Annotated in this window: 16 protein-coding genes; 12 read left to right on the top strand and 4 right to left on the bottom strand. The window is 69.2% G+C overall.

What is annotated here, in order from left to right; genetic code table 11:
- Nucleotides 1–131: 131 nt before the first annotated feature.
- Nucleotides 132–986, bottom strand: a complete 855-nt coding sequence (locus OG714_RS04215) for a chitosanase (protein ID WP_406118604.1) — start codon at nt 984–986, stop codon at nt 132–134.
- A gap of 197 nt (nt 987–1,183) precedes the next feature.
- Complete coding sequence (locus OG714_RS04210; RefSeq protein WP_406118603.1) at nt 1,184–1,387, bottom strand: hypothetical protein; 204 nt, start codon at nt 1,385–1,387, stop codon at nt 1,184–1,186.
- A 185-nt stretch (nt 1,388–1,572) separates the two neighbouring features.
- Between OG714_RS04210 and OG714_RS04205 the strand changes: the two genes are divergently transcribed.
- The 12 genes from OG714_RS04205 to OG714_RS04150 all read left to right on the top strand — a co-directional run bounded on the left by OG714_RS04205 (nt 1,573) and on the right by OG714_RS04150 (nt 13,821).
- A complete protein-coding gene (locus OG714_RS04205) occupies nt 1,573–1,992 on the top strand; it encodes a hypothetical protein (RefSeq protein ID WP_329252382.1) in 420 nt (139 codons plus the stop codon).
- Between the two features lie 182 nt (nt 1,993–2,174).
- Nucleotides 2,175–2,654: a MarR family winged helix-turn-helix transcriptional regulator gene (locus OG714_RS04200; protein ID WP_406118602.1), complete on the top strand. Its 480-nt coding sequence runs from the start codon at nt 2,175–2,177 to the stop codon at nt 2,652–2,654.
- 268 nt (nt 2,655–2,922) lie between these two features.
- Complete coding sequence (locus OG714_RS04195; RefSeq protein WP_406118601.1) at nt 2,923–3,843, top strand: SDR family oxidoreductase; 921 nt, start codon at nt 2,923–2,925, stop codon at nt 3,841–3,843.
- Nucleotides 3,844–3,923: 80 nt separating this feature from the next.
- Complete coding sequence (locus OG714_RS04190; protein ID WP_406118600.1) at nt 3,924–4,319, top strand: MmcQ/YjbR family DNA-binding protein; 396 nt, start codon at nt 3,924–3,926, stop codon at nt 4,317–4,319.
- A 31-nt stretch (nt 4,320–4,350) separates the two neighbouring features.
- Nucleotides 4,351–4,626: a hypothetical protein gene (locus tag OG714_RS04185; protein ID WP_406118598.1), complete on the top strand. Its 276-nt coding sequence runs from the start codon at nt 4,351–4,353 to the stop codon at nt 4,624–4,626.
- Between the two features lie 227 nt (nt 4,627–4,853).
- Entirely contained in the window at nt 4,854–5,891 is a 1,038-nt protein-coding gene (locus OG714_RS04180; protein ID WP_406118596.1) for a LacI family DNA-binding transcriptional regulator, read from the top strand.
- Nucleotides 5,892–6,070: 179 nt separating this feature from the next.
- Nucleotides 6,071–7,459, top strand: a complete 1,389-nt coding sequence (locus OG714_RS04175; protein WP_406118594.1) for an ABC transporter substrate-binding protein — start codon at nt 6,071–6,073, stop codon at nt 7,457–7,459.
- Nucleotides 7,460–7,461: 2 nt separating this feature from the next.
- The gene (locus tag OG714_RS04170) at nt 7,462–8,376 is read left to right on the top strand and encodes a carbohydrate ABC transporter permease (protein WP_406118593.1); all 915 of its coding nucleotides are present in this window, start codon (nt 7,462–7,464) and stop codon (nt 8,374–8,376) included.
- Complete coding sequence (locus OG714_RS04165; protein ID WP_406118591.1) at nt 8,373–9,308, top strand: carbohydrate ABC transporter permease; 936 nt, start codon at nt 8,373–8,375, stop codon at nt 9,306–9,308. The genes OG714_RS04170 and OG714_RS04165 overlap by 4 nt, the downstream gene beginning before the upstream one ends.
- Nucleotides 9,309–9,355: 47 nt before the next feature.
- Nucleotides 9,356–11,512, top strand: a complete 2,157-nt coding sequence (locus tag OG714_RS04160) for a beta-galactosidase (RefSeq protein WP_406118590.1) — start codon at nt 9,356–9,358, stop codon at nt 11,510–11,512.
- A 56-nt stretch (nt 11,513–11,568) separates the two neighbouring features.
- Complete coding sequence (locus OG714_RS04155) at nt 11,569–13,323, top strand: RICIN domain-containing protein (protein WP_406131714.1); 1,755 nt, start codon at nt 11,569–11,571, stop codon at nt 13,321–13,323.
- A 63-nt stretch (nt 13,324–13,386) separates the two neighbouring features.
- The gene (locus OG714_RS04150; protein WP_406118589.1) at nt 13,387–13,821 is read left to right on the top strand and encodes an NUDIX domain-containing protein; all 435 of its coding nucleotides are present in this window, start codon (nt 13,387–13,389) and stop codon (nt 13,819–13,821) included.
- A 14-nt stretch (nt 13,822–13,835) separates the two neighbouring features.
- Here OG714_RS04150 and OG714_RS04145 read toward each other — a convergent pair whose 3' ends face one another.
- Both OG714_RS04145 and OG714_RS04140 read right to left on the bottom strand, forming a co-directional pair.
- Nucleotides 13,836–14,423, bottom strand: a complete 588-nt coding sequence (locus tag OG714_RS04145) for an ester cyclase (RefSeq protein WP_406118587.1) — start codon at nt 14,421–14,423, stop codon at nt 13,836–13,838.
- 47 nt (nt 14,424–14,470) lie between these two features.
- A complete protein-coding gene (locus OG714_RS04140) occupies nt 14,471–15,535 on the bottom strand; it encodes a medium chain dehydrogenase/reductase family protein (RefSeq protein WP_406118586.1) in 1,065 nt (354 codons plus the stop codon).
- Between the last annotated feature and the right edge of the window lie 65 nt (nt 15,536–15,600).

Genomic DNA, 15,600 nt, shown 5'->3' with positions numbered 1-15,600 from the left:
GGCATGACCTCAGGTGGGTGCGCGACGGTGTCGGGTCCGGAGGGAAACGGGAGCGGCGCCAGCACCCGTTCCCTCGGATCCTGGCGCCGCACTGTCCGCCGAGTTGCCTCCCAACCAGGCGACAGGACCGGTCAGTTGATGGTGTAGCTGTCTCCGTAGACCTTCCAGTTCAGCGGTGTGTTGAGGTCGAAGTTGCCGTTGCGGAGGAAGACGCGCTGCTCGGTGTCGACGCGGGTGGTGTCACTGTGGGCCTCCTCCTGCTTCATGGCCCACACGCGGGCGTCGAGGAAGGCGTTGAGGTACGTCGTCTCGTTGCCGCCCTGGGCCGGCGGCTTGGCCGAACGCAGGGCGCGGGCGCGGATGTTGCGGAAGCTGGTGGGGTCGTCGCCGTCGCCGTGCATGACGATGGCGTCGTAGTACGTGAACTGGCCCAGCACGCGCAACCCGTCGGTCTTGCCCTGACTGACGGCGGGGTTGAAGTACACGCGGTCGCGTTCGTCGTTCTGCGCCTGCTGGAACACCGTGTCCTGGGCCGCCGTGCGCCAGTCCTTGGGGAAGTTCGGGTCGAGTCCGGAGTGCGAGTCGGTGCCGTTGACGTTGCGGAGCGCGGGCAGGTACTTCGCGAGGACGTTGCCGGGCTTGCGGGTCGCGTAGAGCTGGACGAGGTCGAGCATGTCGCCGGTGCCGGAACAGAAGCCGATGATCCCGGCGGTGTAGCCGCGGCCGTCGCCTATGTCCTCGATGTACTTGTACTGGGCCTTCCAGTCGAGGGAGGAGTTCTCCGCGCTCGACACCAGCTTCATGGCGATCTCCTTCTTCGCCGGGTTGTCGAGGCCGATCGCCGCGGCCGCCGAGGGGGCTGCCGAGGCCTGCGGGGTGCGCAGCAGAGGTGCTGCGGCGAGCGACACGCCGATCAGCGCGAGGAGCGTCCGACGCGAGGGGCTCGTCGGCTCGGAGATCGCAGGGTCGCGGAACGGGTGGACCACGGGGACTCCAAAGGGTGGTGGGGGGTGGGGAGTTGGTCGTACCGCCGAACTGATAGGAAAGTTAACTATCAGAGGTTCGGCGCGGAGGGCACCCACCTGGAGCCAAGTTCGTAGCTATGAACGAGAGTCGCGTGTCTGTACGAGGGCGATGCTTGACGGTTTGCCCGTGCTTGTCGCGTCGGCCGCCTCGGCGACGATCAGCGACGCTCCGCGGCCTTCGGTGCCGTACCGGAGCCGGTGGTCGCGATGGCGGTGCGCGGGTCCTCCTCCTGCGGGACGTTGAGGGTCTGGCGGTTGAGCCGCGTCCGGCCGACGGGTGGAGGCTGGTACGTCGCTACGGCGGCCGAGGGTGGCCGCGGGTGCTTCGCCGAACTCGGCGAGCGACTGCCGGGTCGTCTCACCGCGCGTTCCGGCACCGCCCTGTGTCGGGTGCCGGTCCGGCGTGAGGTGTGCCCGAAGTGAGCGGAGGTGGCCATCCCTGCCCCGCGCCTACGAATACTTGGCTAGCCACATGATTGCTGCTACCTTATTCACGTGGCTAGCCACACTTTATTTAAAACCTCCCCCACCGAACTGAGGAGACCCCATGTCCCACGAGAACTCTCAAGTGAAGCCTCCGATCAATCAACGCGTGCTGACCCTCGGCATCACCCCCGATGCGCTTTCGCCGGACGATTTTCCGCCGGGGGTTGCGACGCTCGAAGAGCTGGTCGCCATGAGGAAGCGCAACTGGGCTGCGCTCCGGGCCACGGGCATCGACGGCGAGGAGGGCTATGTCAGCCTGGACCCCGACGAGGCTGAGGCCGAGCTGCGCCGACTGTTCGACGGGCGCTCGTTCGGGGTGGTGCTGATCGGCGGCGGCATCAAGAATGTCCCGGAGTACACCGTCCTGTTCGAACGGATCGTCAACGTGCTCATCGACCTTCAGCCCGACATCCGCTTGAGCTTCAGCTCACATCCGACGAACGTGCCCGAGGCGCTGCAACGCTGGCTCAAGAAGTCCTGACGAAGACGTCTCACGGAGCTGGGCGTTGGACGTGGCGGCGAGTGAATAGGCAGGCGGCGAGCCGAGGAAGGCTTCAAGCTCGTCACCACCGTCGGCTGAGCGCGCCCGCCCACGGCCTCCCCAGGCGGCGGAGCGGCCGACTGCACCGACTATCCCACCCACACTGGCTGAGGAACCGAACCATGCCCACCCCCGAACCTCGCATCCCCACGACGGCCGACGCAGGACCGATGAGCTACGCGATCTTCCAACTCGCCCGCGCCCACCGCGCCTACGCCGCCGCCCTGCTGCGCGAGATGGACCTGCATCCCGGACAGGAACTGGTGCTGATGCACCTCTTTGACCGGGACGGTCAGTCCCAGTCCGAGCTGCTCGAATGCCTCGGCGTGGACCACTCCACCATCTCCAAGGCGCTACGCCGCATGCAGGACGCCGGTCTTGTCATCCGCGAGCCGGCCGCACATGACCGGCGCGTCATGGTGGTCCACCTCACCGACAAGGGCAAGGCGATGCGCGAGCCCATCACGGCCCTGTGGCGGGCCCTGGAGGAGACCACCGCCCGGAATCTGTCGGAGCGGCAGGCGGAGTCGTTCGTCGAGACCGCCTACGCCATCACCGAGGCGATCAGCAGCCGCGGGCTGCCCGAGGAAGAGTCCACCTGACTCCCTGGTGTGCAGCCCATGCCCGCGTACGCCACACCACACATGAAAAAGGCCCACGCGGACTGAGGTGCACACCGTTCCGCATGCGGCGCGACCACCTCCAGGCAGGCCATATCACCCACCCCGTACCGGGTGTTCCGGACGCGGCACTTGGCGGCCAGGCGCGCTACGGATGCGCCACCACGGCCCGCCTTCCCTAGCCCCGCCGGCACGCGGGCGCCTATGCCCGCAGCCACCTCCCGCCAGCCTGATGGAAAGTGAGACTCCCATGCCTGCCACCGACTCAACCGCCCTCCCTGTCCTCGTCGTCGGGGCGACCGGCTCCCTGGGGAGCAAGGTCGTCGACGAACTCCTGGCGCGCGGCAAGAACGTCCGCGCCCTGGTGCGGCCGGCCAGCGACGCCAGTCGGCTCGAAGGCCGGGGCGTGGAGATCGCCCGCGGCGACATGCTCGACGTCGGCTCGCTCGTGGCCGCCATGAACGGCGCCGACGCCGTCATCACCACCGCCGCCGGCTACACCCGCGGCGGCAAGAACGCCAACGACATCGACACCATCGGCAACGCCAACCTCGCCGAGGCCGCCCACCGCACCGGCATCCGGCGGTTCGTCCTGACCAGCATCCTCACCAGCGACCAGACCCCGGATGTCCCGCACTTCTGGCACAAGAAGCTCGCCGAGGACAAGCTCGAACAGCTCGGCGTCCCGTTCGTCGCCCTGCGCCCGGGGGCCTTCCTCGACCAGGTCGCGACCATGGCGGGCAATCCGCTCGACAAGGGCCGCCTGATCTGGATGTCCAAGGCCACCGTCCCGCTGACCTTCGTCCGCACCTCCGATCTCGCGGCGTACCTGGCGGCCGCCGTCGACGCCCAGGCCGCCAACGGTGAGCGCATCGACATCGGCTGGGACCGTCCGGTCAGCATGCGCGAGGTGGCCGACCTGATGGGCAGCCGGGCCGGAAAGAAGATCAAGGTGTGGGCCGTCCCCTCCGTCGTCGTCCGCGCCGCAGGAGCCGTCGTCGGCCGCTTCAACCCGGTGGTCAAGGACATGGCCGCGATGTTCGGCTGGTTCGACACCGGACGCTATGTCGCCGACTCCCGCCGCCAGGAGCAGCTGTTCGGCCCCGTCCCCACGGCCGAGGACGTCCTCGCCCGGTACACGGACGAGCTGCGCACCGCACAGCACCGGTGACAGGCCCGCGTCCCGCCGCCCGGCCGCCTGACCAGGATGCCTCGGGCCCGTCCCTCCTGGATTCGAGAACGGAATCACTCATGAACGGATCGACCCTGCAGACGTTCGCCGCCGAGTGCGCGCAGGAACTTCCCGCAGCCCAGCTGGAGCATCCCTTCGGCCCGGACTGGGAGGTCTTCAAGGTGCGCGGCAAGGTGTTCATGCTGATGACCGAGGTTCCCGGGCGCCCCGTCGTGATCCTCAAGGCGGACCCCGGCGAGGCCCAGGCTCTCCGGGAACACAACAGCCACATCACCCCCGGCTACCACATGAACAAGAAACACTGGATCACCCTGGAGGGCGGGGCAGGCGTCGACGACGAGCTCGTCAGGGAACTCGTCACCGACTCCTACCTGCTCGTCGTCTCCCGCCTGCCCAAGGCCGAGCAGCCCGTCGACCCGCACACCTACGGCACCAGCACGCGGGCGGCCCGGTGACCACCGCCGCCCCCTCGCCCCCGGACTCGACGTGTACAAGGCCGCGGACAAGGTGTTCCTGATCGTCACCGACGACCCGGACGAACGGATCATCACGGTCAAGAGCGAGCCCGAGCACACGCGGGCACTGGAACGCGGCTCTCCCGAGCGCAGGCCGTACGAGCCCCCGCCGCCTGCACCCGCTGGACGATCGCCGTCTCGACTTCGGATGGCCGGCCAGTTCGCTGTCCTGGGCCCTCAGGAATCCACGAACCCGTCGGCTTACATCCGGGGCAACATCGAGGCGACTCTCAACACCACGGTGTAGTACGGGACTTCAGGCCCGCGCTCCCGGGAGAGCGCGGGCCTTCGGCTGTCCGCCGCGCTCGTACGGGACAGGCCCCGCGCCCTGCCCGGTCCTCCCGTATTTCGTGGATGTTGCGCGAAGTCTTGACGTGCCTCGCCCGGTTGCGTAGATATGACTGCGCAGTCATGACAGCGCAGTCATAGACCGGAACCGGGCTAGGATGCGGCTGCCGGAGATCGGGAGACACCATGACACCAGTGCCAGGACGTGGCGCGGGCGCCGCGCCGCGCAGCGTGGACGTGGCACGCCTCGCGGGCGTGTCGCAGAAGACGGTGTCCCGGGTCATGAACGACGAGCCGTACGTCTCCGAGGACGTACGCCGTCGTGTCCTCGCGGCGGCGGAGGAACTCGGCTACCGCTCCAACAACGCCGCCCGCGCACTCGCCTCCGGACGTACCCGGTCCATCGGCGTCGTGACGCTCGGCACCGCTCTGTACGGTCCCGCCTCGCTGCTCATGGGCGTCGAACGGGCCGTACGGGACACCGGCTACGCACTCCGTGTCGTCAACACGATGGAGGGCGAGTCGGCGGGCATCGCCGGAGCCGTGGACTCGCTCCTGGACCAGGGCGTCGACGGCATCGTCATCTCCGAGCCGATCGACGAGGAGGGCGGCGCGGAGCTGTCCGCGCGGGTCGACGTGCCGGTCCTCGTCCTGGGCGCACCCCCGCCCTTCGCCGCCCCGCACGTCGTGACGGGCGGGATCGTCTCCGGCCAGATGGCGCGGGCGGCCACCGAGCACCTGCTGGAACTGGGCCACACCACGGTCCACCATCTGGCGGGGCCCCAGCGCTGGTACTCGGCGCGGGACCGGCTCGACGGCTGGCGTGCCGCACTTTCCGCGCACGGGCGGGCGGAGCCCCCGGTCGTCGAGGGCGACTGGTCGGCCGCGTCCGGCCATGCGGCCGGGCGTGAACTCGGCGCGGACTCCACCGTTACCGCGGTGTTCGCCGCCAATGACGACATGGCGATCGGGCTGATCCGGGCGCTGACGGAGGCCGGGCGGCGGGTTCCGGAGGACGTCAGTGTGGTCGGGTTCGACGACACGCCGGTCGCCGCGTATGTGACTCCGCCGTTGACCACGGTGCGTCAGCCGTTCGACGCGATGGCGCAGGACGGTCTGAAGTTGCTGGTGCATGCCATCGAGAACCCCGGGTCGGATCCGTTGCCGATGACCGATCCGCCGGTCGAGCTCGTTGTCCGGGCGTCTACGGCGGCGCCGCGCTAGTTGCTCCGCTGGGTTCGCGGTCTTTTGTCCGCGGGCCGGTGGGGGCTGGTCGCGCCCACGCGGCGGAGCCGCATATCGATACAGTCCCGCGCCCCTGAAGGGGCGCTCACCTCACCGGAAGTTTCAGCACGCCGTCGGGCGGTGTGCCGGTCACCCATACCCTCTCTCGGGAGTTCATCATGTCCGAAACCTTCTCCAACTCGCCCTCGTCCCTTGGCCGTCGGGGGTTCCTCGCCGCCACCGGTGCGCTGTCGCTGGCCGCCGCGCTGTCCGCCTGTGGCGGGGGCGGTGGCGGTACGAGTGGCTCGTCCAGCAAGCCGGTCGGTCAGGCCGACATCGACAAGGCGATGAAGACGCCGACCCAACTGACGTTCTGGACCTGGGTTCCGAACATCGACAAGGAGGTCGCGCTCTTCGAGAAGAAGTACCCGGCCGTCAAGGTCAAGGTCGTCAACGCCGGTCAGGGCACGCCGCAATACACCAAGCTGCGCACCGCGCTCAAGGCGAACAGCGGTGCCCCGGACATGGTGCAGATCGAGTTCCAGGCGATCCCGACGTTCACCATCACCGACAGCCTGCTGGATCTGCGTCCCTACGGCGCCTCCGCACTCAAGTCGACGTTCGTGGACTGGACTTGGGGCCAGGTCAGCGGCAGCGGCGGCGAGATATGGGCGATCCCGCAGGACACAGGCCCGATGGGCATGCTGTACCGCAAGGACATCTTCGACCGGCACGGCATCCAGGTCCCCACCACCTGGGACGAGTTCGCGGCCGCCGCCCGCAAGCTGCACAAGGCCGACCCGGACGTCTACCTCACCAACCTCGCCGCCAACCAAGTCGCCGCCTGGCACGGCCTGTTGTGGCAGGCGGGCGCCAAGCCGTACGTCACCTCCGGCAAGAGCGACATCACCGTCAGCGTCGACGACGCGGTCTCGAAGAAGCTCGGCGAGTACTGGGGCACCCTTGCCAAGGACGGCGTGATCGGCGTGGAACCCGACTTCACCGACGCCTGGTACGCGGCCCTGAACAAGGGCAAGTACGCGACCTGGCTGACCGGCGCCTGGGGCCCGGCCTTCCTCTCCGGCTCGGCGAAGGCCACCTCCGGCAAGTGGCGCGCGGCCCCGCTCCCGCAGTGGGACGCGGCCAAGCCCAGCTCGGGGAACTGGGGCGGCTCGACCACCGCGGTCATCCGCTCCACCAAGAACCCCATCCAGGCAGCGGTGTTCGCCCAGTTCCTCAACAGCGACCCCACCAGCGCCAAGATGTTCGCCACCGAGCAGTTCTTCTTCCCGGCGACCAAGCCCCTGCTCGCCGAGTCGGGTTTCCTCGCCGACGCCCCCGCCTTCTACGGCGGCCAGAAGGTCAACCAGGTCTTCGCCGACATCAGCGCCCAGGTCGACCCCGCCTTCCAGTGGCCGCCGTTCCTCGACCGGGTGGCCACGGACTGGACCGAGACCGTCGGCAAGTCCCTCGCCGACAAGACCGACACCGTCCGCGCGCTCGGCTCCTGGCAGTCGCGCATCACGACCTTCGCCAAGAGCCAGGGCTTCACGGTCAAGGGAGGCTGACCATGGCCACCACGACAACGCCGGCCCGCACGAAGGCCCCGCCCCGCCGACGCCAACTCGGCACAACGGGCGCCCTGTTCATCGCCCCATTCATGGTGCTGTTCCTGCTGCTCTTCCTCGCCCCGCTCGGCTACGCCGCCTACCTGAGCCTCTTCCAGGAACGCCTCATCGGCGGCTCGACGTTCGTCGGCCTCGACAACTACGTCACCGCCCTCAAGGACCCCCAACTCCTCAAGGGCATAGGCCGGGTCGCCCTGTTCTTCGTCATCCAGGTCCCCGTGATGCTGCTGCTCGCCCTGTGCTTCGCACTCGCGCTGGACAGCGGCCTGCTGCGGCTGGCCCGGGTGATCCGCCTGGGCATCTTCGTCCCGTACGCCGTCCCCAGTGTGATCGCCACCCTGATGTGGGGCTACCTCTACGGCCCCGACTTCGGCCCCTTCGCCCAGATCAGCCACGACCTCCACCTGCCGGCCCCGCACTTCCTCACCGACGGCTGGATGCTCGGCAGCCTCGCGAACATCGTCACCTGGGAGTTCGTCGGCTACAACATGATCATCCTGTACGCCGCGCTGCGCACCATCCCCACCGAGCTGTACGAGGCGGCGGCCATGGACGGCGCCGGCGCCTGGCGGATCGCCTGGTCCATCAAACTCCCGGCGCTGCGCCCGGCGTTGACCCTCACCGTCCTGTTCTCGGTGATCGGCAGCTTCCAGCTCTTCAACGAACCGAAGCTGCTCATGAGCGTCGCCCCGGACGTCATCGACAGCTCCTACACCGCCAACCTCTACGCCTACTCCGTCGCCTTCATCAGCCAGCAGACCAACTACGCGGCCACGGTGTCCTTCATCCTCGGGCTGGTCATCGTGATCGTGTCGTACGCCTTCCTGCTCACCGCGAACCGCAGGAGGACCGCATGACCACCGTGACGCCCACCGCCTCAACCACCGGCACGGCGAAGCGAGTTGCCGCCGAGCCCCGCTCGCCGCGCCGGTCGTCGACCCGTCGCCGCAGCACCCCGCTGACCATCGCGATGCTGGCGGTCCTGGCGTACTTCCTGCTGCCCCTCTTCTGGCTGCTGATCGCCTCGACCAAGAGCACCCAGGACCTGTTCAACAGCTTCGGCCTGTGGTTCTCGCACGCCCCGCGACTGCTGTCGAACATCAAGGCCACCTTCACCCAGGACGACGGCGTGTTCGGCCGCTGGCTGCTCAACACGGTCCTCTACGCCGGGGCGAGCGCGCTCGGCGCCGCGCTGCTCGCGGCGGCGGCCGGCTACGGCTTCGCCAAGTACCGCTTCCGCGGTCACGGTGCCGCGTTCAACCTCGTCCTCGGCGCCATCATGATCCCGACCACCGCGCTGGCGATCCCCACCTACCTGCTCTTCGCCAAGGCGGGCCTGGTGAACACCCCTTGGGCCGTCATCCTGCCCTCCCTCATCAGCCCGTTCGGCCTCTACCTCATGCGGATCTACGCCGAGGACGCCGTCCCCGACAGCCTCATCGAGGCCGCCCGCATGGACGGTGCCGGAGAGTTCCGGATCTTCTGCACGATCGGGCTGCGGCTGCTCGCGCCGGGCCTGGTGACGGTCATCCTCTTCACGCTCGTCGCCACCTGGAACAACTACTTCCTGCCGCTGATCATGCTGAACGACCCGAACCTGTACCCCGTCACGGTCGGGCTCTCCTCCTGGGCCGCCCGGGCGCAGAACGGCGGCGCCGGAGCCAGCAGCGACATGCTCGCCCTCGTGGTGACCGGCTCCCTGATCTCGATCATCCCGCTCGTCCTGGCCTTCCTGCTGCTCCAGCGGTACTGGCAGAGCGGCCTGGCCACCGGCGGCGTCAAGCAGTAACCCCCCCCCACACCCCCCAACACGCCCTGCACTCCGGAGGTTTGTCCATGGCGGATCTGCCCGCCCGCGTTCTGTTCGGTGCCGCCTACTACCACGAGTACCAGCCCGCCTACGGCCCGGACGTACGGCCCGACGAGCAGCTCAAGACCGACCTCGACCTCATGGCCCAAGCACACTTCACCGTCATCCGGATCGGCGAGTCGGTGTGGTCGACCTGGGAACCCGAGAACGGCCGCTTCCAACTCGACTGGCTGCGACCGGTGTTGGACGGCGCCCACGAACGCGGTATCTCCGTCATCCTCGGCACCCCCACCTACGCCGTACCGCCATGGCTGGCCCGCCAGTACCCGGAGATCACCGGCGAGCGCCGCACCGGCGAACGCATCGGCTGGGGCGCCCGGCAGGAGGTCGACTTCACCCACCCCGCGTTCCGCTTCCACGCCGAGCGGATCATCCGGAAGGTCGTCGCGCGGTACGCCGATCACCCGGCCGTGATCGGCTTCCAGGTCGACAACGAACCGGGCCTGGAGCTGTTCCACAACCACGGTGTCTTCCAGCGCTTCACCGACCACCTGCGTGAGAAGTACGGCGACGTCGAGACCCTCAACCGCGAGTGGGGCCTGGTCTATTGGTCCCACCGGCTGTCCACCTGGGCCGACCTGTGGACCCCGGACGGCAACGCACAGCCTCAATACGACGTCGCCTGGCGGGAGTTCCAGGCCCGCCAGTGCACGGAGTTCATCGGCTGGCAGGCCGACATCGTCCGCGAGTACGCCCGCCCCGAGCACTTCGTCACGACCTGTATCTCCTACACCCGCCCGGCAGTCGAGGACGACGAGCTCACCGACCGCCTCGACATCGCCACGGGCAACCCGTACTACGACATGCAGGACGGCCTGCTCCTGCCCGACCCGACCCCGGACACCCACGAGCAGCAGTGGAAGACCACCGGCGTCTGGTCGCTCTACCAGACCGCCGACTGGATGTTCTCCTCCCGCCAGGAACCGTTCCTGGTCACCGAGACCAACGCCAACTCCATCGGCATGGCGTGGGACAACAGGCCCGCCTACGACGGCCAGTGGCGCCAGGCCGCCTGGGCTCTCGTCGGCCGTGGCGCCCGCATGATCGAGTACTGGCAGTGGCAGACCCTGCGTTTCGGCGCCGAGACCTACTGGGGCGGAGTCCTTCCGCACAGCGGCCGACCGGGCCGGACATACGCCGAACTCGCCCGGCTGGGCGAGGAGTTCGAGGCAGTGGGGCCACTCGTCGCCGGTCTCCAACCGGACGCCGACATCACCGTCGTCTACTCCACCCCCAGCAAGTGGCTGATGCAGAAGCACCCGCCCCTCGCGACCCCGGACGGCGAACCGGACCCCGCCGCCTACCACCGCATCCTCGACCCCTTCTACCGCGGCGCCTTCGACGCCGGACGCCAGGTCCGCGTCGTCCACGCGCGCCAGCTCCACGACCCGCGGGGCGAACGCGAAGGCATGGCCCCGGAAGAGGCCGCCCGCCGCCACCCCGTCCTCGTCGTCCCCTCCCTGTATCTCGCCGACGACACCACGCTCGACTGGTTCGCCGCCTACGCGCAGGCCGGCGGCCACCTGGTCCTCGGCCCCCGCACCGGCTACGCCGACCTGGAGGCACGCGCCCGGCACGAACCGGCCCCCGCCCGGCTCACCGACGCGGCCGGAGTGTCGTACGACGAATTCAGCAACCTCGCGCAGCCCGTGCCCGTGCGACCTGTGCCCGGCAGCCCGCTCGCGCTGCCGGAGACCGCGACGGCGACGCACTGGGCGGACGGCCTGACCGTCGCCGACGCCGAGGTCCTCGTGACGTACGACCACCCGCACTTGGGACGTTGGCCGGCCGTGACCACCCGCCGTCACGGGGAGGGGCGGGTCACCTGCGTCGGCACCGTGCCCGGCCGTGATCTCGCCCGTGCGCTGGCCGAGTGGCTGGCGCCGGCCGCCCGCAGTGGCTGGGGCGAGCTGCCCGCGTCCGTCACGGCGACGACCGGTACCTCGCCCGACGGTCGTCGCGTGCACATCGTCCACAACTGGAGCTGGGAGCCCGCCCGTTCGGCGGTGCCGGTCGATCTCACCGACGCCCTGGACGGTACGTCCCTCTCCGTGGGCGCTGTGCTGGAGCTCGGCCCATGGGACGTACGCGTCCTGGTTTCCCCGATCGACGCGAAGGAGTAGTTGTGCGAAGAAGCAGAGCGGTGAAGGCGCTGGGTACGTTCGTCGGGGCCGCGGCGATGCTGGCGGTGCCCATGGCCACCGGCGCGCAGGCGTACGACCCGACGGGCGGAATCCTCTATCAGCTCGGCAACGAACCGTGCTTGAAGGGGCGGGGCAACTGCGCCGTCTACCCGAAGTCGGCCCAACTGCCCGGCGGGCGGCTGGTCGCGTCGTTCGAGAAGTCCACCGTCGTGCCGACCACGGGCAGTGCCGACGGGCAGACGCTCCCGGTCTACAAGAGCGACGACCACGGGACGAGCTGGCAACCGCTGTCGGAGGTCAAGGCTCCCGCGTATCTCTCCAAGGACCCCAAGTACGCGAAGTACACGAGCAATTGGACCAATCCCTACCTCTACACGCTTCCGCAGAGCGTCGGAAAACTGAAGCGGGGGACCCTGCTCCTGGCGAGTGTGGTGTCGGGCGACGACGCGTACTACAAGGAGCACAAGGCGGCCGACCCCGACTGGGTGCCCTCCAACGACGGTGACCGCAGCGACCTCGCCATCGCGCTGTACTCCAGCACCGACGACGGCGCGTCCTGGAAGGTCGTCAACGTCATCGCGACCGGCGGCTGGCAGGGCGGAAGCGCGGGCGCGATCGGGCAGAACGTCGCCACGGCCAACAAGCACCAGCAGGTGGACCCTGTCTGGGAGCCGTACTTGATGGTCTACAAGGGCCAACTCGTCTGCTACTACTCCGACGAGAACGACTACACCGGCGTCGACGCGACCACCGGAGTCCCGACACTCGACCCCGCCAACGACACCGCCACGGATTCACACGGGCAGATCCTCGCCCACCGGACCTGGAACGGCCGCAGCGCCCAGTGGAGCGGACCCGTCGTAGACGTTGCCGGACTCACCCAGAGCATGGGTGGCGGCAAGACGGAGATCGGCGGCGGGCGGCCGGGCATGACGAACGTCGTGCGGACCACGGACGGCAAGTGGCTGCTCACATACGAGTACTGGGGCGGCGGAGTCAACACCCGATACGTGCTCGCCGACAACCCGCTTGATTTCCACGGGAGTTCGGCGACCGGCGGCGCTGTCACCTCGCTGCCGGTCGACACCGGCTCCCGTGCGCTCGCGACGGGCGGCAGTCCGGTCGTCATCAGGCTGCCCGGGGGAGGTCTGGTCTACAACGCGGCCGGCAGCGGCAACGTCTGGGTCAACAAGAGCGGTCGCAGCAACGGGATTTGGGAGGAGTATCAGACGACCTCGCGGGCCGGATACAGCCGCGATCTGCAGTACGTCGACGGCACCGGCCGCATAGCGATCCTCAACAACCAGGGGACCTCGACGATCGCCTACGCCGAGGTCGACCTCGGCCGGTCGAAGGGCGCCTACTACCGGTTGGTGAACCGGAGGACCGGCCAGGTGATCGGCACCGGTGGGAGGACGAACGACGCGAACATCGGCAACGGGAACGTCCCCGATGTCGTCCTGGAGGCACGAGGCTCGGCCGCGAACCCGGACACCCAGTACTGGCACGTGGTGACCGAACCGGACGGCGGAGTCACGCTGTTGAACAAGTCGGGTGGCCGTGCGGCGGCGATCTGGACCGGCAACGCGACGGTCGGCCAGCGGATCGGACAGTGGGTCGACAACAGCGCCACCGGCAGCTGGAACCTGGTGAGCACCGGTGACGGGTTCTACAGGTTGCAGTCGGTCAAGAACACGAGCCTGTACCTGACCGGAGCGTCCGAGGGGGCGCCGCTGACCTTGCAGAACACGGCGGCGGACGGTTCGCAGGAGTGGAGGCTCGTGCGGTAGGGCGGTGCATGGGCCGGCCGGCTTCGGGGGTGAACTGCTGGTCGGCCCACTACCGTTGGGGACATGAGAGTTCGTCACAAGGCGCGTGTCGTGCTGCTCGACGACGGTCATCTGGTGTTCCTCAAGCGGGGCTGGCCCGGCGGTGATCCGTACTGCACGACCGTCGGTGGGAGCGTCGAGCCCGAGGACGCGGACCTCGAAGCGGCGCTGCGGCGCGAGGTGTTGGAGGAGATCGGTGCCACCATCGGCCCGGCCACCGAGTTCCTGACCCTGACCGAACCGCGCGGGATGAGCACCGTGGTCCAGCACTACTTCCTCGCCGACCTGCTGGCCATGGACCTGGACCGCCGGCACGGTCCCGAACTCGACGACCCCGACACGGGCGACTTCGAACCGGTCAGGGTCCCGCTGAACCGTCCGGCCGTGGCAGCCCTCAACCTGCAGCCGGCCGAGCTGGCCGACTATGTCCTCGGGCATGTCGAGGCGTGGAGCGCCTGACAGCCGCCCGGGTGTCACAACGCCTTGAGCTGGGTGAGGAGTTGGAGGGTGTCGGTGTTGACCCAGTACTCCACGAACCTGCCGTCGCGCATACGGAGTGTGTCGGTGCCGGTGAACGTGACCACAGTCCCGGGCTCCGCCTTGGCACCGGGGAAGCCGCCGGCGTAGGTGCCGGTGGCCGTCCACCGTATGGACGCGTAGCGACCGTCGACCAGCGGGGCGACCTGCTCGGTGAAGCGGAGGTCCGGGAACGCCGCGCGTGTCTGCGTGATCCACGCGACCAGTCCGTCGACACCCCGGATCGAGCTGCCGTCACCGCCGTCGAGGAGCGCTGCGTGGACTCTGAAGGCGGGGGAGATGATGCCCGGCGCCCGGTCGTAGTCACCGTTCCAGAGCCGGAGCCAGTCGTCGAGCATCGCCTTCGGTTTCTGCGCGGCTTCGTGGTGGCTCCGGACGCTCGTGACCGTTGCCGCAGTGGTCCTGGGTGAGGAGTCGGACGCGGTGGCGGTCGTGGCCGTGCAGACCAGGACGGCGAGTGCCGCCGGGACGAGCAGCCGGGCGCGGTGACGTCGGGTGGTGCGGGCGGGCGGGACGGTGGTCACGGCAGGTCCTTCCGAGTCGGGCGGGGGAGAGGTGAGGGAGGGGCGCGTCACGGCGTCAGGACGACCTTGCCCGCGACCGTGCCGGACTCGGCCAGGCGCAGGGCGTCGGCGACGCGGGCGAGCGGCAGTTGGGCAGCGATCTGGGCGTTGACCTCGCCGCGCTGGAGGGCCGCGAAGACCTGGGTGAGGTCGGCGCTCAGCTGGGCGCGGAACTTGTTCTTGCTCAGGGCCCGCCCGGCCCAGACGTTGAAGAAGTAGGCGTGCCGGCCGTTCGGCAGCGCGTTCCACACCCAGACCCGGCCCAGGATCTTGAGCACGGGCAGCTGCTTGGAGCCCTCGTCGTCACGGGTGGAGGCGCTGCCGTAGGAGACGAGCGTGCCGCCGGGGGCGAGGAGGCGCCAGGACCGGACGACGCCGGGGCCGCCGACGTGGTCGAAGACGGCGTCCACGCCGCGCGGGGAGAGCTCGCGGACGCGGGCGGTGAGGTCCGGGGCGCGGTAGTCGATGGGCTCGACACCCTGCTCGCGCAGCGCCTCGTGGTGGCGCGGGGACGCCGTGCCGATCACGTTCACCCCTGCGGCGTGGGCGAGTTGGACCAGGACGGTGCCGACGCCGCCGTTCGCGCCGTGCACCAGGATCGTCTGGCCGGCGCGGACGCGGGCCTTGCGGTGCAGCATCTGCCAGGCCGTGATGCCGTTGACGACCACGGTCTCGGCCTCGGCCGCGCTGATCCCCTCGGGCACCGGCACCACGTCGGCCGCGTCGACGAGCACATGGCTGGCCCAGCCGCCGACCTTGACCAGCGCGGCCACTCGGATGCCGGCCAGGCCCGGCTCGACGCCGGCGCCGGTGCTCTGGACGGTGCCGACCAGGTCGTAGCCGGGGACGAACGGGAACGGGGGCTGGTCGTAGTACTTGCCGCGCCGCATCTGCTGCTCGGCGAAGGAGACCCCGGTCGCCTCCATCCGGATCACGACCTGGCCGGGGCCCGCGACGGGGACGGCCCCGTGCCGCACCTCCAGGCCCTCCGGCTCCACCTTGCCCGGCAGGACGACCTCGACGAGTGCGTCGGTGGTGTTGTCCACGTGGTTCGTGTTGTCCGTGCTGCTCATGGTGACCTCCACTGCGATCCGTTTTGAGCTAGGTGCCTTCGTGTTCGTTATAAGTTGTAACGCAC

The organism is Streptomyces sp. NBC_00989 (assembly GCF_045162655.1).
Taxonomy (GTDB): Bacteria; Actinomycetota; Actinomycetes; order Streptomycetales; family Streptomycetaceae; genus Streptomyces.
Note: the sequence above shows the minus strand (reverse complement) of the source record. Positions and strands in the feature narration are given on the sequence as shown.

Bases quoted from the DNA above. Each gene is read 5' to 3' on its own strand.
- OG714_RS04205 (WP_329252382.1), top strand. From the start codon at position 1,573: ATGTCCCACGAGAACTCTCAAGTGAAGCCTCCGATCAATCAACGCGTG.
- OG714_RS04200 (WP_406118602.1), top strand. From the start codon at position 2,175: ATGCCCACCCCCGAACCTCGCATCCCCACGACGGCCGACGCAGGACCG.
- OG714_RS04195 (WP_406118601.1), top strand. From the start codon at position 2,923: ATGCCTGCCACCGACTCAACCGCCCTCCCTGTCCTCGTCGTCGGGGCG.
- OG714_RS04190 (WP_406118600.1), top strand. From the start codon at position 3,924: ATGAACGGATCGACCCTGCAGACGTTCGCCGCCGAGTGCGCGCAGGAA.
- OG714_RS04180 (WP_406118596.1), top strand. From the start codon at position 4,854: ATGACACCAGTGCCAGGACGTGGCGCGGGCGCCGCGCCGCGCAGCGTG.
- OG714_RS04175 (WP_406118594.1), top strand. From the start codon at position 6,071: ATGTCCGAAACCTTCTCCAACTCGCCCTCGTCCCTTGGCCGTCGGGGG.
- OG714_RS04170 (WP_406118593.1), top strand. From the start codon at position 7,462: ATGGCCACCACGACAACGCCGGCCCGCACGAAGGCCCCGCCCCGCCGA.
- OG714_RS04165 (WP_406118591.1), top strand. From the start codon at position 8,373: ATGACCACCGTGACGCCCACCGCCTCAACCACCGGCACGGCGAAGCGA.
- OG714_RS04160 (WP_406118590.1), top strand. From the start codon at position 9,356: ATGGCGGATCTGCCCGCCCGCGTTCTGTTCGGTGCCGCCTACTACCAC.
- OG714_RS04155 (WP_406131714.1), top strand. From the start codon at position 11,569: ATGCTGGCGGTGCCCATGGCCACCGGCGCGCAGGCGTACGACCCGACG.
- OG714_RS04150 (WP_406118589.1), top strand. From the start codon at position 13,387: ATGAGAGTTCGTCACAAGGCGCGTGTCGTGCTGCTCGACGACGGTCAT.
- OG714_RS04140 (WP_406118586.1), bottom strand. From the start codon at position 15,535: ATGAGCAGCACGGACAACACGAACCACGTGGACAACACCACCGACGCA.